A 16,758-nucleotide genomic window follows, 5' to 3' on the forward strand; every position below is an offset into this window, starting at 1 on the left:
TCGCGGCTAGCTGTCGGTTGTTCCTTCGCGGGGGAGTTCGTCATCCTCGACACTCGATTCCGACTCGGTGTCGATCTCGTCGGGACGTTCGGTGTCGACGTCGCTGGTGAGCTGGCCCGTCGTCTGACGGAAGAACTCGCTGAGTTCGTCGGTGGTCGTCGAGCTGCCCGGTGCGACCATCGCGCCGAGGGGCACCTCGTGCTGATCGGTGGCTTCGCACCCCTTCAGGAAGAAGTCGTTGCGGTCCGTGTACGACTCGACGAGAGTCAGCGATCCGAGGCATCCGCTGCGCTCCGTGTAGAAGAGATACAGCGGGCCATGATCCTGCTCGAACAGGCCCTCCGGGCCGAGCATCTCGACTTCGACGACCGTGCGCGGTCGTTGCATGATCCGAATTTCGCCGGGGGCGCCAACAACCCTCGCGATGATGCTGAGGGACGGTCCGCCTTCGAGGCGAATGCCAAGCTCTTCGAGGGGCGTGGGCTTCCCTGCCGCCGACGAGGCGCGTCGGTTTCGGTGGGTCTCGGCCTGAAGGATGGTGCCCCGGATGCGGGTGTGGGCTTCGTATGGATCAATGAAGTCCTCCCGTTCCTTGCCCAGCCAGTACACGGCGTCCTGAATCGAATTGTCGATAAGCCCCGCGAGTGCACTGAAGCCCTCAGGAGCAAGCCTCAGCACCTTCTCGGTGCTCGTCAAATTCTGGTCCATGACACAAGTTTCATGGCGAATGTCACACGGGATGCTCCGACACGCCGCATGACATCGAAGCACGAATTTGCGTCCCGATCACTCTAGCGCCAACGATGAGAACATGTAATCAACGACACGCCGCTGTACTTTGTTCACTTGATGACCAGGCATATACATATATAGCGACGGGAGCCGACTCCACGTCGTGATCCCGGACATCACGCGGCGGCACTGGGCCGTCAACGTCCGGAAGTTCCTCCCGGCGTTCCGCGATCTCGATCGACTGGTCGACTCCGGTTCGCTCGCCGGCTCGGCGGCAGACCTCCTGCGGCGCAGTATGGGCGAGGGGCGGAGCATCCTCGTCTCCGGTGCCACCCACGCCGGAAAGACGACGCTGCTGAGCGCCCTCATCGCCGCCTGCCCGCCCGGGCACCGCATCGTGACCGTGGAGGAGACATTCGAGCTCGCCGTCGACGCGCCCGACATCGTGAGCCTGCAGGGCCGTCAGCCGTCGCTCGAGGGGACGGGGGAGGTGTCGCTGCGCCGCCTCGTCAAGGAGGCGCTGCGCATGCGGCCCGACCGGCTCGTGATCGGCGAGGTGCGCGACGCCGAGGCCCTCGACCTCCTCCTCGCTCTGAACACCGGCGTGCCCGGAGCCGCGACGATCCACGCGAACTCGGCGCGCGAAGCGCTCGGCAAGCTCGCGGCGCTCCCGCTTCTCGCCGGTCGCAACATCGACGCGGGCTTCGTGCTGCCGGCAGTCGCGGCATCCGTCGACCTCGTCGTGCACTGCGAACGCGACGCCCGCGGTCGTCGCCGCGTCGCGGAGATCGTGCGCCCCACCGGCGTGGACGATGCCGTCATCACGGCCGAGACGCTCTACCGGGCGGAGGCGGCGTGACCTTCGTATGGGGTGCCGTGCTCGCGGGAGGGCTGCTCCTGACGCTCTCGCCGTGGGTCTGGCCGCGCACGCGATCATCGCCGTCGCCGGCGGAGCAGCGTGCGGCGACGATCCTCGAGGAAGCGGGTCTCGGTCGGCTGACGGTCGCCGCGTTCGTCGCGATGTCGGCTGTCTGCGCGGCGGTCGCGGCCGCCGCCGTGTGGCTCGCGACGCAGGTCGCGGCACTCGTGCTCGTCGCGGCGTTGGCCGGAGCAGCCGCGCCGCTCTTGTGGGTGCGCGCGCGGCGCACGCGCCTCCGCCGGTCCCGTCGCGCCCTCTGGCCGGATGTCTGCGATCTGCTCATCGCCTCGGTGCGTGCCGGGATGTCGCTCCCCGACGCGGTGGCCTCGCTCGCGGACTCGGCACCCGCACCGCTGCGGGCCGCGTTCGCGGGCTTCCGCCGGGATCTGGCGGCATCCGGGCATTTCGACTCCACCGCAGAGCGGCTCAGGGCGTCGCTCGCCGATCCGGTCGCCGATCGCATCGTCGAGACGCTGCGGATGGCCCGTCAGGTCGGCGGGACGGAGCTGACTCCCGTGCTGCGGGCGCTGTCGGCATCCGTGCGCGCCGAGGCGGCGCTGCGCTCGGAGGTCGAAGCGCGACAGTCGTGGATCCGCGGAGCCGCTGTGCTCGGTGTGACCGCCCCGTGGGCGATCCTCGCCCTGCTCGCCCTTCGGCCGGAGGGAGCGCGCGCGTATGGGAGCCCCGAGGGGCTCGTCCTCATCCTCGGCGGCGCGGCTGTGTCTTTCGTGGCGTACCGGCTGATGCTGCGGCTCGGTCGTCTTCCCGAGCCGCGGCGGTGGGTCGGATGACCGATCTCTCCCTCGCGGTCGTCCTGGGTGGCGCCTTCGGCCTGGGAGTCTGCCTCCTGCTCTCCCTCGCGCCGCGGTGGGGTGCGCCGAGCCTCGCCCGCCGGATCGCGCCGTACCTCCGCGACGTCGTCGATCCGCGCGGCAGCCTCCCGGGCGTATCCGTCGACGGGTTCGACGCGGCGTCGCTCCTCAGAAGCGCGCAGGAGCGGATCTCCCGACTCCTCGGCGGCTCGGACGCGGTCGAGCGCCGCCTCCGTCAGGCGGGATGGGAGGGGGATGCCTCCGCGTTCCGCGGTCGGCAGCTCGCGTGGGCGGTGATCGGCATCGCGGTCGGCGGGGCGGTCGTCGTCGTCCTCGTGCTCACCGGCCGTGCGAGCGGAGCCGTCGCGCTGCTTCCTCCCCTGTGCGGTGTGGCCGGGGCGGTCCTGTGCGACGCGCGACTCACGCGCGCGGCGCGCGCCCGTGTCGCCCGCATCGAGGAGGAGCTGCCGACGGTGCTCGAGTTCCTCGCGCTCTGCCTGTCGGCGGGCGAGGGCATCTTCGACTCGCTGCGCCGTGTCGGCGACGTCGGCGCGGGAGAGCTGACCGGTGAGCTGCGCGGCGCTGTCCTCGCCGTCGGGATCGGCTCCCCGCTGTCCGAGTCGCTCGCGCGCGTCGCGCGCCGCCTCGACGTGCCCGCGCTCACGCGGTCGCTCGACCAGCTCGTGGCTGCCATCGATCGCGGCGCGCCGCTCGCCCACGTGCTGCACGCTCAGGCGCTCGACGCCCGCGAAGACGCGAAGCGCTCGCTCATCGAACGCGCCGGCCGCGCCGAGATCCTGATGCTTCTGCCTCTCGTCTTCCTCATTCTTCCGCTGAGCGTCCTGTTCGCGGTCTTCCCCGGCATCCTCATGCTCCGTCTCGGAATCGGCTGACCCTCGGGTCGCAAAGGAGAATCATGTTCCGTCCACTCATCGCCCGTCTGCGCGCTGCCGCGCTCGACACCCTCGACGACGAAAGAGGCGACGTCCCCGGCTGGGTGCTGGTGACACTCATGACCGCAGGCCTGGTCGTGTTGATCTGGGCGCTCGCCGGTCCGGCGCTGCAGGGACTCTTCGAGCAGGCGATCTCGCGCGTCTCGGGCTTCTGAGCAAGATCCGCCCCGTGCATCGACTGCGTCGTGCGATCGACGGGCTCGCCGCCGACGAGAGTGGTGCGAGCCCGGTCGAGTTCGTGCTCGTCGGAACTCTGCTGACTCTCCTGACGCTCGGCGTCCTGCAGTTCGGCCTCGCTGTGTACGTGCGGAACGTCGTACACGACGCCGCGGTCGAAGGCGCCTTCCACGCGGCTCTTGCCGACACCGGTGCCGCCGAGGGTGCGGAGCGCACCCGGCAGATCCTCACGCGGACCGTGGGGGCCGCCTACGCCGGAGATGTCTCCGCGCGCGAGACCCTCGCGCTCGGGCAACCGTCGGTCGAGGTCATCGTGCACGCACCGCTCCCGCTGTTCGGGCTGCTCGGAGCGTCGCGGATGCTGGAGGTGACCGCGCGTGCGCCGGTCGAATCGCTGGACTGACGCGGCGTCCTCCGATGACCGCGGTTCGGCGCCTCTCGAGTTCATCCTCGTCGGAATGCTCCTGCTCGTCCCTCTCGTGTACCTCATCGTGGCCCTCGGACTCATCCAGGAGCAGGCGCTCGGCACCGAGGCCGGGGCGCGTCACATCGCCCGCGCCGTCTCCACGGCGACGGACACCGCGGATGCTCGGCGGAGCGCCGATGTCGTGCTGGCATCGGTGGTGGAGGAGTACGGGATGGATGCCTCCACCGTCGCGATCTCACTCGACTGCCGCCCCGCAGGCTCTCCCTGCCCCGAAGCCGGAGCCACGGTGATCGTGACGGTGCGCACCACGGTCGCTCTGCCGCTCGTGCCGCCGATCCTGGGGCTCGACCGGCTCGCCACGATCCCGGTGGAGGCCACCTCGGCGCAGAAGGTGTCGCGCTTCTGGGGTGCGCCGTGAGTCGACTGCGCGCCGCGAACCGACTGCGCGCCGCGACCGGCGGCGACGAGGGCAGCGTCCTGCCCCTGACTCTCGGCTACGCGGCCCTGGCCCTGATCGCGGTCCTCGTCTGCGTGGATGGGACGAGCCTGTACTTGGGGCAGAAGCGCCTGGACGGGTTGGCGGATTCCGCGGCGCTCGCGGGTGCCGACGGCTTCACACTGAGTCTCGTCGACGGAGAGCCGGCCGCCGTGCTCACCGACGCTGCCGTCCGTGCCCAGGCGGAGGCGCTGATCGTCGAGGTCGGGGGAGACGCCGTACTCGTCGACGCGGGAACGCCCGACGGTGTGTCGTCACGAGTCACGGTGGCCCAGGAGTGGCGCCCGCCGGTCCTCACCCTGTTCGTGCCCGACGGCGTCGCGCTCGAGGCCACGGCGACGAGCCGCACGGCGCTCCGCTGACGACGCCGGCCTACGACCGGGTGTGCGGGGAGTAGCGCGGAACGAACCGGAGGAACGCGAGCGCGCCGGCGAGGCCGATCGCGCCGATGATCCCCGTCGCCAGCGACAACGAGGCCGCAGCGGTGACGGCCGAGACGAGCAGCGGCGCGACAGCGCCCCCGGCATCCGTCAGCGTGCGCCACGACCCGAGGAACGGAGCGGGATCGTCCTGCGGGGCGACGTCGGCGCCGAGAGTGAGCAGGATGCCGCTGGAGAGACCGTTGCCCACGCCGAGCACCGCGGCGAAGAGCGCGAACCACATCGTGGCCTGGTCGCCGTCGTGCGTGAACGACAGCGCGACGAAGCCTGCGCCCATCAGCAGCATCGCGGGAAGTGCGGCCCACAGTCGGCCGAAGCGGTCCATCACCTGACCGCTCGCATAGAACAGAGCGAAGTCGATCGCGCCCGAGACGCCCACCACGAGCGCGATCGAGGAGGCGTCCAGGCCGATCGACACTCCCCACAGGGGCAGCACGACCTGACGTGCCGAGCGCACGGCGGAGAGGGATGCCGCGGCCAGTCCGAGGCGGGCGAGCACGCCGCGGAACCGCCACATCGTGCGGAAGACGCCGACGCGCTCGCTCGTCGGGATCGCCCCCGTCACGGCTTCGCCGGTGTCTTCGGCGACCCGCGAGTCGCCGGCGGACTCGGCCGCCAGCTGCGTCTCGGGATCGGGTCCGAGCAGCACGAGCAGCACGGTGGCGACGAGGCACACGCCGAAGAACCAGATCGTGGCGTGCTCGTCGCCGAACAGCGCGAGGAGCGCCGCCGCCACGAACGGCCCGACGAACATGCCGAGCCGGAACGTGCCGCCCAGCAGGGAGAGCGAGCGCGCCCGGAACGCGATCGGCACTCGCGTGGTCATGAACGAGTGCCGGGCCAAGCCGAAGGCCGCCGCGCACAGTCCGATGAGGAAGACGGATGCCGCGAACACGCCCAGCAGCGGGGCGACGATCATGCCGACGATCCCGGCGAGGGCGAGGATGCCGGCGATCGCCATCGTGAGGCGCTCGCCGATGCGGGCGACTGCCCAGCCGGCGGGGATGTTGCCGCACAGCTGGCCGACGACCAGCGCGGCCGCGACGAGGGCGGAGGTGGCGACGTCCGCTCCGAGCTCGATCGCGATGATCGGGATGAGCGGGATGACGGCGCCCTCGCCGAGCGCGAAGAGCAGCGTCGGCCCGTAGATCATGGGCGCGAAGCGCCGCAGGATGCCGGAGGCGTTGTCGCTCACTCCTCCACGCTAGACCCGCATCGGAGAGCGACCCGCGACAGCACGGCCGGGCGCGGCATCCGCGATACCCTGGAGACAACATGCTCGAACTCGATCTCGCCGCCGACATCCAGGCCCTGCGCTCCACCTTCGCCGACATCAAGGCGGTGGTCGACGTCGACGCACTCACCGCCGAGATCGCACGCCTCAGCGAAGAGGCCGGCGCCCCCGACCTCTGGGATGACGTGGAGAAGGCGCAGAAGGTCACCAGCGCCCTGAGCCACCGTCAGTCCGAGCTCAAGCGCATCGCCGATCTCGAGGCGCGCCTCGACGACCTCGACGTGCTCATCGAGCTCGCCGTCGAGATGGAGGACGAGGAGTCGGCCGACGAGGCCCGCAAGGAGCTCGCCGAGCTGGAGGACGTCGTCGGACAGCTCGAGGTGCAGACGCTCCTCGACGGCGAGTACGACTCGCGCTCCGCGGTCGTCACGATCCGCTCCGGCGCGGGCGGCGACGACGCCACCGACTTCGCCGAGATGCTGCTGCGCATGTACCTGCGCTGGGCCGAGCGTCACAAGTACCCCGTCAAGGTCATGGACACCTCCTACGCGGAGGGCGCGGGCATCAAGTCGGCGACGTTCGAGATCGACGCGCCGTATGCCTACGGCACGCTGTCGGTCGAGGCCGGTACGCACCGCCTCGCCCGCATCAGCCCGTTCGGCTCAGCCGACAAGCGCCAGACGTCGTTCGCCGCGGTCGAGGTCATCCCCGTGATGGAGGAGGCCCAGGAGGTGGAGGTGCCCGAGGGCGACATCCGCGTCGACGTCTTCCGCTCGTCCGGCCCCGGAGGGCAGTCGGTCAACACGACCGACTCCGCCGTGCGCATCACGCACCTCCCGACCGGCCTCGTCGTGTCGATGCAGAACGAGAAGTCGCAGATCCAGAACCGCGCCGCCGCCATGCGCGTGCTGCAGACGCGCCTCATGCTGCTCCAGCGCGAAGAAGAGGCCGCGAAGAAGAAGGAGCTCGCCGGTGTGATCACGGCGAGCTGGGGCGACCAGATGCGCTCGTACTTCCTCTACGGGCAGCAGCTCGTGAAAGACCTGCGCACGGGCTACGAGGTCGGAAACCCCGCCTCGGTGTTCGACGGCGACCTCGACGGGCTCATCGCCGCGGGCATCCGCTGGCGCAAGCGCAAAGACGACGACTGAGCGACCGCTCGGCCCACAGGCAGGGGCCGGATGTCGAGGTGGGGCGATGTCGTACGTCGGGTCTAGCGTCGTCGCATGGCACTCGCACTCGCTGAACTCTCCTCCGACAACCTCCCGGGTGTGATCCGACTTCCGCCTGCGCCGGGGGAGAAGTCCACCGTCGCCCCCGTCGCCTGGTCGATCGCCGAGGCATACGTCACGCCGACGGCGTGGCCGCGCGCGATCCTCGACGACGACGAGGTGGTGGGGTTCGTGATGGCCAATTGGGATCCCGACAGCGAGATCGAGGCGTTCCGCGGCGGCATCTGGCGATTGAACGTCGCCGACGAGGCGCAGGGCCGCGGCATAGGGCGCTTCGCCGTCGAGCAGATCGCCGCCGAAGCGCGCCGGCGCGGGTACGACAAGATCACCGTGCTGTGGGAGCCGGGGGCCGACGGACCCGAGCAGTTCTACCTGAAGGTCGGATTCCGCATCACGGGGGAGCTGTTCGGCGAGACCGTGGGCGAGCTCGCCGTCTGAGCTCCGCACCCCGAGTCGCGCGGATGCCGCGGCGCGCGGGTGTCGCTCGGGGCAACCGCGCCGACCCTGCCTAGGCTGGCACAGCCATGATCCGGTTCGAGAACGTCACGAAGCGCTATCGCGGCACCGCGAGGCCGGCTCTCCTGGACGTCGACTTCGAGGTGCTCCGCGGCGAGTTCGTCTTCCTCGTCGGCGCGTCGGGCTCCGGCAAATCGTCGTGCCTCCGACTCGTCCTGCGAGAAGACGTCCCCAGCGATGGGCGGGTCGTCGTGCTCGGCCGCGACCTGCGCACGCTGTCCAACCGCAAAGTGCCGTACTTCCGACGTCACGTCGGTGCGGTGTTCCAGGACTTCCGGCTCCTGCCGACCAAGACGGTGTTCCAGAACGTGGCCTTCACTCTCCAGGTCACCGGATCGTCGCGCGCCTTCATCCAGCAGTCCGTTCCCGAGGTTCTCGCCCTCGTCGGACTGGCGGGCAAGGAGAAGCGCTTCCCGCACGAGCTCTCCGGCGGTGAGCAGCAGCGTGTCGCCATCGCCCGTGCACTCGTCAACCGTCCGCAGGTGCTCCTCGCCGACGAGCCGACCGGAAACCTCGACCCCGCGACATCCGTCGAGATCATGCAGCTGCTGTCGCGGATCAACGCCGGCGGCACGACCGTCGTGATGGCCACCCACGAGGCCGGCTTCGTCGACCAGATGCAGCGCCGTGTCATCGAGCTGCGCGACGGCGAGATCATCCGCGACGAGCGTCACGGCGGCTACGGCGACACGTCGGCACTGCCGAGCCTCGCGCCGGAGCCCGAACGCGGCGCCGCCGCGGTCGCCGCACTCACCGCCGTGCTCGAAGTGCACCGCGAACTCGTCGAGACCGGCACGGTCGACGAGAGCGTCGTCGACGCGGCTGATGCCGCGGCCGCCGCGGCCGCCGCACCCGTCGACGAAGACCTGGTCGTCGCCGCGGAGGCCGCCATCGAGGAATCCGCCGAAGCCCTCGCGGACGCGGAGCCGACATACGAGCCCGAGCCCGAGCCCGCGATCGCCAAGGCCCCTGTCCCGCGCACGAACCCGATCCCCGTCGTGGAGGCCGTCGAGCTCGATGTGGCCGACCTCGGTCTCGCCGACCGGCTCGGACTCCGCGGCGACGAAGACGAAGTGGGGCCGACGTCGTGAGGTTCGGACTCATCCTCGCCGAGGCGCTGTCGGGCCTGCGACGCAATGCGTCGATGGTCATCTCGGTCGTGCTCGTGACCTTCGTGTCGTTGACGTTCGTCGGCGCCGCCGTGCTGATGCAGATGCAGATCGGTCAGATGCGCGACTTCTGGGTCGATCGTGCGCAGGTCGCCGTCTACATGTGCACCTCGATCTCGACGCAGGCCACGACCTGCACTGACGGTGCGGCGACGCAGGAGCAGGTCGATGGGGTGCGTGCCGCCCTCGAAGGCGATGCCCTGGCGCCGCTCATCCGCAGCGTCACCTTCCTCGACAACGAGCAGGCGTACCAGGAGCTGCTCGATCTGGTCGGCGAAGAGGACGCGAGCGTCGTCACCCCGGATCAGGTCAACGAGACCTTCCGCATCACGCTCGTGGATCAGACGCAGTCCGAGGTGATCATCGAGGCCTTCAAGGGGATGCAGGGGGTCGAGGACGTCGCGGATCAGCTGCAGTACCTCGAGCCTCTGTTCTCCGCCCTCACCGTGGCGACCTATATCGCGGTCGGTATCGCGGCGCTGATGCTGATCGCCGCCGTGCTGCTCATCGCCACCACGATCCGGCTGTCCGCCTATGCACGCCGGCGAGAGCTCGGCATCATGCGCCTGGTCGGGGCATCCAACCGCTTCATCCAGACCCCGTTCATCCTCGAGGGTGTCTTCGCGGCGCTGCTCGGATCGATCCTCGCGAGCGGCGCGGTGATCGCCGGCGTGCAGTTCGGCGTGAACGGATACCTCCGCGGGCGCATCCCGTTCGTGACGACGTGGGTCGGCATGGGGGACGCGTGGCTCGTGGTCCCGCTTCTGGTCGGCATCGGCGCACTGCTCGCGGCGCTCTCCGCGGGGTTCGCGATCCGGCGGTGGCTGCGCGCGTGAGCTAGACTGAACGGCTGCCGTCACAACGAGGAGTCCAGTCATGCCCAAGGAACGCGGGGAGAAGGTCATCGCGACCAACCGTCGCGCCCGCCACGAGTACACGATCGAGAAGACGTACGAAGCCGGGCTCGTTCTCACGGGCACCGAGGTCAAGTCGCTCCGCATGGGACGCGCGAACCTCTCCGACGGCTACGCCTACATCGACGGCGGCGAGGCCTTCCTCGACGCCGTGCACATCCCGGAGTACTCCCAGGGCCACTGGACGAATCACGCGACGAAGCGCACGCGCAAGCTGCTGCTCCACAAGGACGAGATCATCAAGCTGTCGCACGCCGTCTCAGCCGGCGGCTACACGCTCGTGCCATTGAAGCTGTACTTCTCCGACGGTCGCGCCAAGGTGGAGATCGCCGTCGCGAAGGGCAAGCGCGAATTCGACAAGCGGCAGACGCTGCGCGAGCGCCAGGACACCCGTGAGGCGGAGCGCGCGATGCGCTCGCGCAATCGGATGGGCGAGTAGGCGCTAACGGACTGCCGGCGCCTCGGCGACGGCATCCTCCGCGCGGTCGGTGAACGCCTGCTTCGGCACGAACACCAGGAGCACGGCCGCCGTCAGGGCGGTCACACCGCAGACGATCCACACCGTCATGTAGCCGGAGAGCGATCCTGCGGTGCCGCCGGTCTGCACGGCCCCGGTCGCCCCGTGGAGGAGCGCTATGCCGAACACGCACGACGCGATGGCGCCGCCGACGGTCTTCACCGAGTTGGTGAGGCCCGTCGCGACGCCCGTCTGCGTGGGAGGGGCGGCGGATGCGGCGGCGGCCGGCAGAGCGGCGACCAGGGCGCCCGATCCGAGCCCCGCGATCATCATGTTCGTCACGAGCTGGGCGTAGGTGTCGTGGAACGGCACGAACAGGAGGAACCCGATGCCGACGAGCGTCGCGGCGCCGATGAGGGTCACGCGCGGCGTCACGCGTCGGGCGATCGGCGAGAAGCTCAGGGCCCCGACGATCATCGCGATCAGGTAGAGCCCGATGATCAGCGACGTCGCGAACCCGGTCGTGCCGAGGCCGTAGCCGTAGACCTCGGGATCGGTGCGCGCGAAGGTCGACAGCGGGGCCTGTGCGCCCAGCACGCTGACGCCGAAGAGTCCGGCGGTGAGGAAGACGGGGCCGAGGGCGGGGGAGCGGAACATCCGCACATCGATGAGCGGGTCGTCGTGGCGCAGCTCCCACAGGGTGAAGGGCACGACGAGCGCGATGCCGAGGACGACGACGAACCATGACCAGGGGTTGACCAGGCCGTTCTCGAGTCGCAGGAGGCTGAGGCCCCCCGTGAACGCGATGAGAGCGATCGAGATCAGGCTGAGCCCGACGATGTCGAGGCGCCCGCCGGTCGGGTCGGGCGACTCCTGCACGCCGAAGAGGATGACGAAGAAGCAGATGACGATCAGCGCGGCCGGCACGAGCAGCACGACGGTCAGCGGCAGGACGTCGACGAGCGCACCGCCGGCGAGCGCCCCGGTGATGGCCCCGAACTCGAGCGCCGCGACGAGGAATCCCGCCGCCCTCGCCGTGATGATCGACCGGCCCTCCATGCGGCGGGACCTCGACCAGATGAGCGCGATCTCCAGCGGCAGCCACACGACGTAGAAGCCCATGAGCGTCCACGCGATCGTGAACAGCGCGAACGAATCGGTGAACGGCAGGACGAGGGCCGCCGCAGCCGTGAGGGCCGTCGACACGAGCAGCATCCGCTTGTGCCCCACCATGTCGCCGAGCTTCGCGAAGGCCGGCACGACGAGGGCCGACAGCATGAGCTGCGTGCCCTCGAACCAGTTGACGTCGGCATCGGGGATGCCGAGGTGGCGGGCGATGTCGGTGAGCATCGGCGTGTAGTAGCCCTGAAGGACGCCGCTGGTGAACTCGACGAACGCGAGGAATCCGACGACGCCGGCGAGTGTGCCGAGGGTCACGCGCTGCGTCATGGGGGCTCCTGGAATCCGGGGGTCAGGGGAGGTCGAGCATCACTGTAGCCGGAGCAGGAGCGCGCGATGGAACAGCTCTCCCCGCTCCAGCGCGGCGATCTCGACCCGCTCGTCGACGCCGTGGATCGAGGCGCGCTGCGCGGCGCTCATCTCCAGCGGGGCGAAGCGGTAGACCGCGGGGGCGAAGCGGTGGAAGTGCCGCGAATCGGTCGCCGCCATCATCACGTAGGGGACGGTCGCGGCATCCGGGTGCGACACCGACACCGCCTCCGTGAGCAGGGCGAACTGGGCGTTGTCGGTGGGCGATTCGGGCGACGGCTCGTCGCCTTCGATCACCTCGACGTGCACGCGGGCGTCTCCGATGCGGCGCGTCACGCGGCGCACCGTGGACGCGACGGTCTGGCCCAGGGCGATCCGGAGATTGAGGGTCGCGGATGCCTGGGAGGGCAGCACGTTCGCGGCGGTGCCGCCCGACTGCATCGTCGCTGCGACGGTCGTGCGCACCAGGGCGGCGGGTTCCCCGCCCAGGACGGCGAACACGCGCGCCGTGAGCGGAGGCGCGGCGGCGAGCACGCGGTACAGGGCGCGCGGAGCGCCGGACGAGCGATCGGCGAACAGTCGCAGCATCCGCGACACCGCCTGCGGAGTGCGGGGACGGAACGTTGCGGGACTCAGGCGTCCGACCGCACGCGAGATGCGACCGACCGCCGTGAGCGTCGGGGGAGCGGACGCGTGTCCGCCGTCGCCGCGGGCCGTGAGGCGCACGGTCAGAACTCCCTTCTCGCCCACGCCCACCATCGCGGCCGGACTCTTCACGAACGGCAGCGGCGCGTCGACGACGGCGCCGCCCTCGTCGAGCACGAGCCACGGCACGATCCCGCGATCGCGCAGAGCCGACGAGGTGGCCCGCGCCGCCCCGCCGAACACCTCCTCGTCGCCGCCGAACGAGAGGTAGACGTCGCGCGACGGCATGAAGCCGGCGGAGAGGAGGTTCTCGACGGCGTCGAGGATCACGACGAGGGGGCCTTTGTCATCGAGCGCACCCCGACCGAAGACCCATCCGTCCTGGATGCGGCCCTCGAACGGCGGGTGCGTCCACGCGTCGGACTCGTCGACGGGAACGACGTCGTAGTGCGCCATCAGGACGATCGGATCGGATGCCGAGGACCCGCGCCATCGGAAGAGCAGTCCGACGTCGGTGTGACGTTCGCGCTCGAGGTGCTCGTGAACGAGCGGGTACAGCTCCGCCAGCAGATCGACGAACGCGTCGAACGGCGCGATCCCCCTCGTCTCGCGCTCGGCCGACACCGTCGGCAGCTGGATCATGCGGGAGAGCCGTTCGGCGATGCCCTCGCGCGCGACGACGGATGCCTCGGCGAGGCGGTGTCGCGGTGAGCTCATCGCGCCGTGAACCGGGCCTCGACCCCCGCCGTGACGACGATGTCCTCCGGCTGGAACTCGAGCGAGCCGCCGCCCGCGGAGTCTGCGACGGCGCCGAACATCCGGACCTTGGCGTTGTGCATGACCGGCATGGCGCCGGACTGACCGCCCTCGGTGAGAAGGCCGAGGTCGGCGATCTCGAGTGGCGTGACTGAGGCCAGACCGATTGCGCCGGCGTACGCCGTGGCGCGGTCGACGGCCACCGACACGGCCCGGGCCGCGACATCCGCCTCGGTGGCCTTGCGTGTCGCAGGACTCAGCTGCCACGAGACTCCGTCGATCTGCACGCCTTCGCGCTCGGCCACCGTGGTGAGCCACCATGAGAGGGCGCCGAAGTCGGTGAACGTCGCGGTCAGCTCGACCGAGGCGTAGTGCACGAGGGCGAGCTGCTTGCCCTTGTCGTTCCACGGGCGATTCGCCCACACCGACACGCGCTGGCTCGACCACTCGCGCACGCCGCCCTCCGTCTTGCGCGCCGCGAGGTCGTCGCGGAGCGGCTCGGTCAGGGCGACGATCCGTTCGACGACGGCTCCGCGCTCGGGGCCGTCTGCGCGGACGGTGAGCCGTGCAACGGCTTCTTCCGGGGCCACACGGGCCTCGTGCTCCCCGCGGACGGTGATGATGACTTCGCTCATGGAGCGACTCTACGCCGCGCCGCGGACGGTGATGAGGACGCGTCGCGTGAGAGTCATCCTTCGTCGAACGGAGCCTTGATGTACGCGAGATTCGCCCGCGATGCCGCCCAGCGGATGTCGGTCGGGGTGAGCAGGTACGCCTGGCCGCCGGGCTGCTCCAGGTACATTCCCGCGGGCTCCTGCGTGACGATGTAGCCGAGTTCGGTGTAGCGCTGCACGATGTCGGCGACGGCCTCCCCGGGTGCGATGGCCCACGCGAGGTCGATCAGGGTGTCGGTGGCGGCGGTGGGATCCGCGGCCCAGCGGCACACGACCGCCCCCGCAGGGGTGCCGTCGAGGAAGTCGGCGAACGGCTTCGGTCCGATCGCCTCATCCACGGTGTCGACCGAGGTCCACCCCTGCGCCTCCATCTGCGTCAGGAAGTCGTCGGTCACGGTGTTCTCGCACGTGGCGCCCGGGCCGTCGGTGGCCGAAGCCGACGGCTTGGGCGCCGCAGTCGCGGTCGGCTTCGGCGCCGTGCTCGGTGCGGCGGACGTCGACGGGGAGGCCATCGGCTCGGCGGGCGCGTTCGCGGTGGCGATGGCCGCGGAGACGCCGATCGCGACGGCGAGGAAGGCCGCGACGGCGGAGATGAGCCAGAGGCGCGAGGTCTTCACGCTCCGAACCTATCCCGGTGCGGGGACCGGTCCGGGGAGGGAATAGGCGGATGTCGCGAATGCGTTGTATCCTGATGTGCTCGGGTGCCTCGGCATCCGGGTTGGCAATTCCACAGAGTGACAGCGGCCCTTCGCACGAAGGATCACGGGGATGATCGGTTTCGACATCGCCTGCGAACCTGCGAGAAGCGGGCCGAGGATGCAGGGTTATCTCGTCAACGCTCCCTGCAAAAACATAGTTGCCGATGCAAAGCGCAACGACTTCGCCCTCGCTGCATAAGCGAGCCCGATAGTCCGTCAGACCACAGGTGAGTCCGCTGTGGATTCTGGCGTCATCTAGGACTCTTGCTGCGTGACGGCGTCTGGACGTCACGTGGGACTCTTCCCAGGCTGGGCTCGTCGACTTAGGTGTCTGTGACAAATGTCGGAGCCGAGCAGAACGTCTTCACAGACTGCGCCCGGAGAAAACGCAGAGACTCAGCGATGGACGGGGGTTCAATTCCCCCCATCTCCACCAACCGCTGTCACGAGAGAAGGCCCCGAGAGCCGCGTCATCACGCGGAACTCGGGGCCTTTCCTTGCTCTTGCGTCGATCGCGCGAAAACCGAGTCGCCCACAAATCGCCCACAAATCTCCGGCGCATATGAGTCGGAACGCGTTGCAACAAGCCGCTCGATGTTGATTTCCAGGATCGTTCATTGAGGGTGCACGGCGGGGCGAAATGGGAGGTCAGCTCGCCCAGAGGCGGTCGACATTCGCGCCCAGTCCGCCCTGGTTCATCCGCTCCGCGACGTCGGCGAGGTCGTCGTCGAACAGGTCAGCGTAGGTGTCGAGCGTCATCGCCGCGGATTTATGGCCGAGCATGCGTTGCAGAGCCTTGACATTGGCGCCTGAGGAGATCGCCAGGCTCGCGGCTGTGTGGCGCAGATCATGGGGCGTCAGCCGTTCGATGTGGGCGATGCTCAGAGCGGTCGTGAACCACGAGTTCGTCCCATGCTGCGTCTTGGCGCGGCGCAGATGTTGGCCCTCCAGGTCGGCGAAGACCAGGTCGTCCGCGCGCTTGCCGCGGCAGAGATGCTTGAGCGGATTCTCGAGGAACGCGGGGAAAGGGACAAGCCTGCGCTCCCAGTTCTTTGGCGTGCCGAGTACGATCTTGCCTTCGACTTCGACAGCGGCGCGCTGCACCTGAATTCGGTGTCTCGGGAAGATGATGTCGCTGAAATGCATCCCGATCGCCTCGCTCCAACTCAGGCCGCAGTATGCCAGGAGGAGGATGAGCGTCATGTGCGTGTCGTTATTTGTCGACTCGGCCAGCCGGACGACCTCGGCGTGCGTCAGATAGCGGCGTGGTTTCTGAGATTGCTTCGGAGGGAGATTCTGAGCGCCGCGCGCGACGTTGCGCGGGATTCTTCCGTCACGAACGGCGGTGTCGAGGATGCCGGCGAGTACGCCGAGGGCCCGATAGACGACGCTCGCCGAGCGCGGGTTGGCGCCCGCCTTCTCGCTCTAAGTGCGTTTTGTAGTCGCTGTCCCTTCCGAAAGCTCACGTATCCACTGCTCGACGTGGGATGGGCGGATATCTCCGATGCGGACGTCACCCCAGCGGGGCAGAACGTACACGCGCCACGACGTGTTGAGCGAACTGAACGACGAGGCCTTGAGCGCATGCTTCTTGTTCCGAAGCCACTCGACGCCGAGCACGCCAACGGTGATGCGCGCCTCGCCCGGATCGGTGTACGAGCCGTTCGACCGCGAGACGTCGGTGTGCGCGAGGTAGAGCTCGGCTTCCTTCTTGGTACGGAAGCCCTTCCTCTCGACCTGCTTCTGCTGGTCGTCACGCCAACGGACGCGATAGCGTCGCCCCGCCTCGATCTCGTATGCCGTGATGCTTCCCATATGCCACCTCGTGGTCAGGGTACCGCCGGGGTTCTGGTTGCTGGGCGACGCAGCGCCGGGACGGGTCGTGAGCTGTGGATGTGTGTCGACGGTTGCAGTCGCGCCGGCTAGGCAGTTTCCGGCGGCTGGGATTGAGGCGCGCCCATCAAGCTGCCTACTTGCCCGCTCGGCTCTCGTCCGACGAGCCATCCCCCGCCAAGGTCC

General features: G+C 69.3%; 20 protein-coding genes and 1 other RNA gene. 13 read left to right on the forward strand and 8 right to left on the reverse strand.

The features are described 5' to 3' along the window. Positions 1-6: 6 nt before the first annotated feature. On the reverse strand, positions 7-708 hold the full coding sequence (locus tag B0B14_RS16300; RefSeq protein WP_143733627.1) for a hypothetical protein: 702 nt from the start codon (positions 706-708) through the stop codon (positions 7-9). Positions 709-865: 157 nt separating this feature from the next. On the opposite strand from B0B14_RS16300, the gene B0B14_RS04925 reads away from it, so the two are divergent. From B0B14_RS04925 to B0B14_RS04955, 7 genes are read left to right on the forward strand one after another with little or no spacing between them, the layout of a single operon-like run. Beyond that, complete coding sequence (locus tag B0B14_RS04925) at positions 866-1,591, forward strand: TadA family conjugal transfer-associated ATPase (RefSeq protein ID WP_076680361.1); 726 nt, start codon at positions 866-868, stop codon at positions 1,589-1,591. Next, positions 1,588-2,442: a type II secretion system F family protein gene (locus B0B14_RS04930; protein ID WP_076680362.1), complete on the forward strand. Its 855-nt coding sequence runs from the start codon at positions 1,588-1,590 to the stop codon at positions 2,440-2,442. Before B0B14_RS04925 ends, B0B14_RS04930 begins: the two co-directional genes overlap by 4 nt. Beyond that, positions 2,439-3,356, forward strand: a complete 918-nt coding sequence (locus B0B14_RS04935; protein ID WP_076680363.1) for a type II secretion system F family protein — start codon at positions 2,439-2,441, stop codon at positions 3,354-3,356. The genes B0B14_RS04930 and B0B14_RS04935 overlap by 4 nt, the downstream gene beginning before the upstream one ends. A gap of 23 nt (positions 3,357-3,379) precedes the next feature. Then, positions 3,380-3,571, forward strand: a complete 192-nt coding sequence (locus B0B14_RS04940) for a hypothetical protein (protein WP_076680364.1) — start codon at positions 3,380-3,382, stop codon at positions 3,569-3,571. 14 nt (positions 3,572-3,585) lie between these two features. Next, complete coding sequence (locus B0B14_RS04945) at positions 3,586-3,996, forward strand: TadE/TadG family type IV pilus assembly protein (protein ID WP_256714261.1); 411 nt, start codon at positions 3,586-3,588, stop codon at positions 3,994-3,996. A gap of 55 nt (positions 3,997-4,051) precedes the next feature. Further along, positions 4,052-4,438, forward strand: a complete 387-nt coding sequence (locus B0B14_RS04950) for a TadE family protein (protein WP_256714262.1) — start codon at positions 4,052-4,054, stop codon at positions 4,436-4,438. Further along, positions 4,435-4,878, forward strand: coding sequence for a pilus assembly protein TadG-related protein (locus tag B0B14_RS04955; RefSeq protein WP_306169498.1), 444 nt, complete (start codon positions 4,435-4,437; stop codon positions 4,876-4,878). The genes B0B14_RS04950 and B0B14_RS04955 overlap by 4 nt, the downstream gene beginning before the upstream one ends. Positions 4,879-4,888: 10 nt before the next feature. Here B0B14_RS04955 and B0B14_RS04960 read toward each other — a convergent pair whose 3' ends face one another. After that, positions 4,889-6,109, reverse strand: a complete 1,221-nt coding sequence (locus tag B0B14_RS04960) for an MFS transporter (protein WP_076681286.1) — start codon at positions 6,107-6,109, stop codon at positions 4,889-4,891. A 122-nt stretch (positions 6,110-6,231) separates the two neighbouring features. Here B0B14_RS04960 and prfB point away from each other — a divergent pair, with 122 nt between their 5' ends. From prfB to smpB, 5 genes are all read left to right on the forward strand, one after another. After that, the gene (prfB, locus tag B0B14_RS04965) at positions 6,232-7,341 is read left to right on the forward strand and encodes a peptide chain release factor 2 (RefSeq protein WP_076680366.1); all 1,110 of its coding nucleotides are present in this window, start codon (positions 6,232-6,234) and stop codon (positions 7,339-7,341) included. 75 nt (positions 7,342-7,416) lie between these two features. Further along, positions 7,417-7,860 carry a GNAT family N-acetyltransferase gene (locus tag B0B14_RS04970; protein WP_076680367.1) on the forward strand — a complete coding sequence of 148 codons (444 nt, stop codon included), beginning with the start codon at positions 7,417-7,419 and terminating at the stop codon, positions 7,858-7,860. Between the two features lie 86 nt (positions 7,861-7,946). After that, entirely contained in the window at positions 7,947-9,029 is a 1,083-nt protein-coding gene (gene ftsE / locus B0B14_RS04975; protein WP_076680368.1) for a cell division ATP-binding protein FtsE, read from the forward strand. Then, the gene (gene ftsX, locus B0B14_RS04980; protein ID WP_076680369.1) at positions 9,026-9,943 is read left to right on the forward strand and encodes a permease-like cell division protein FtsX; all 918 of its coding nucleotides are present in this window, start codon (positions 9,026-9,028) and stop codon (positions 9,941-9,943) included. Before ftsE ends, ftsX begins: the two co-directional genes overlap by 4 nt. Before the next feature lie 40 nt (positions 9,944-9,983). Next, positions 9,984-10,460, forward strand: coding sequence for an SsrA-binding protein SmpB (smpB, locus tag B0B14_RS04985; RefSeq protein ID WP_076680370.1), 477 nt, complete (start codon positions 9,984-9,986; stop codon positions 10,458-10,460). A 3-nt stretch (positions 10,461-10,463) separates the two neighbouring features. Here the strand turns inward: smpB and B0B14_RS04990 are convergent, their stop codons facing one another. From B0B14_RS04990 to B0B14_RS05005, 4 genes are read right to left on the reverse strand one after another with little or no spacing between them, the layout of a single operon-like run. Continuing rightward, entirely contained in the window at positions 10,464-11,927 is a 1,464-nt protein-coding gene (locus tag B0B14_RS04990; protein WP_076680371.1) for an MFS transporter, read from the reverse strand. A gap of 39 nt (positions 11,928-11,966) precedes the next feature. Continuing rightward, positions 11,967-13,328, reverse strand: a complete 1,362-nt coding sequence (locus B0B14_RS04995) for a M20/M25/M40 family metallo-hydrolase (RefSeq protein ID WP_076680372.1) — start codon at positions 13,326-13,328, stop codon at positions 11,967-11,969. Continuing rightward, positions 13,325-14,002: an SIMPL domain-containing protein gene (locus tag B0B14_RS05000; protein ID WP_076680373.1), complete on the reverse strand. Its 678-nt coding sequence runs from the start codon at positions 14,000-14,002 to the stop codon at positions 13,325-13,327. Before B0B14_RS05000 ends, B0B14_RS04995 begins: the two co-directional genes overlap by 4 nt. Positions 14,003-14,055: 53 nt before the next feature. Beyond that, entirely contained in the window at positions 14,056-14,658 is a 603-nt protein-coding gene (locus tag B0B14_RS05005) for an RAD23 family protein (protein ID WP_076680374.1), read from the reverse strand. 147 nt (positions 14,659-14,805) lie between these two features. Here B0B14_RS05005 and ssrA point away from each other — a divergent pair. Continuing rightward, positions 14,806-15,175: a transfer-messenger RNA gene (gene ssrA, locus B0B14_RS05010) on the forward strand. Between the two features lie 212 nt (positions 15,176-15,387). Here ssrA and B0B14_RS16730 read toward each other — a convergent pair. Next, a complete protein-coding gene (locus tag B0B14_RS16730) occupies positions 15,388-16,095 on the reverse strand; it encodes a tyrosine-type recombinase/integrase (RefSeq protein WP_306169504.1) in 708 nt (235 codons plus the stop codon). A 69-nt stretch (positions 16,096-16,164) separates the two neighbouring features. Beyond that, positions 16,165-16,554, reverse strand: coding sequence for a tyrosine-type recombinase/integrase (locus B0B14_RS16735; protein WP_256714264.1), 390 nt, complete (start codon positions 16,552-16,554; stop codon positions 16,165-16,167). Between the last annotated feature and the right edge of the window lie 204 nt (positions 16,555-16,758).

The sequence above is a fragment of the Microbacterium sp. RU33B genome (assembly GCF_900155915.1).
In the GTDB taxonomy this organism is placed as follows: domain Bacteria; phylum Actinomycetota; class Actinomycetes; order Actinomycetales; family Microbacteriaceae; genus Microbacterium.

Excerpts from the sequence above, each read along its gene's own strand:
- B0B14_RS04990 (WP_076680371.1), bottom strand. The coding sequence starts at position 11,927 with ATGACGCAGCGCGTGACCCTCGGCACACTCGCCGGCGTCGTCGGATTC.
- B0B14_RS16735 (WP_256714264.1), bottom strand. The coding sequence starts at position 16,554 with ATGGGAAGCATCACGGCATACGAGATCGAGGCGGGGCGACGCTATCGC.
- prfB (WP_076680366.1), top strand. The coding sequence starts at position 6,232 with ATGCTCGAACTCGATCTCGCCGCCGACATCCAGGCCCTGCGCTCCACC.
- ftsE (WP_076680368.1), top strand. The coding sequence starts at position 7,947 with ATGATCCGGTTCGAGAACGTCACGAAGCGCTATCGCGGCACCGCGAGG.
- B0B14_RS04995 (WP_076680372.1), bottom strand. The coding sequence starts at position 13,328 with ATGAGCTCACCGCGACACCGCCTCGCCGAGGCATCCGTCGTCGCGCGC.
- B0B14_RS16300 (WP_143733627.1), bottom strand. The coding sequence starts at position 708 with ATGGACCAGAATTTGACGAGCACCGAGAAGGTGCTGAGGCTTGCTCCT.
- B0B14_RS05000 (WP_076680373.1), bottom strand. The coding sequence starts at position 14,002 with ATGAGCGAAGTCATCATCACCGTCCGCGGGGAGCACGAGGCCCGTGTG.
- B0B14_RS04970 (WP_076680367.1), top strand. The coding sequence starts at position 7,417 with ATGGCACTCGCACTCGCTGAACTCTCCTCCGACAACCTCCCGGGTGTG.
- B0B14_RS04960 (WP_076681286.1), bottom strand. The coding sequence starts at position 6,109 with ATGATCTACGGGCCGACGCTGCTCTTCGCGCTCGGCGAGGGCGCCGTC.
- smpB (WP_076680370.1), top strand. The coding sequence starts at position 9,984 with ATGCCCAAGGAACGCGGGGAGAAGGTCATCGCGACCAACCGTCGCGCC.
- B0B14_RS04940 (WP_076680364.1), top strand. The coding sequence starts at position 3,380 with ATGTTCCGTCCACTCATCGCCCGTCTGCGCGCTGCCGCGCTCGACACC.
- B0B14_RS04950 (WP_256714262.1), top strand. The coding sequence starts at position 4,052 with ATGCTCCTGCTCGTCCCTCTCGTGTACCTCATCGTGGCCCTCGGACTC.
- B0B14_RS04935 (WP_076680363.1), top strand. The coding sequence starts at position 2,439 with ATGACCGATCTCTCCCTCGCGGTCGTCCTGGGTGGCGCCTTCGGCCTG.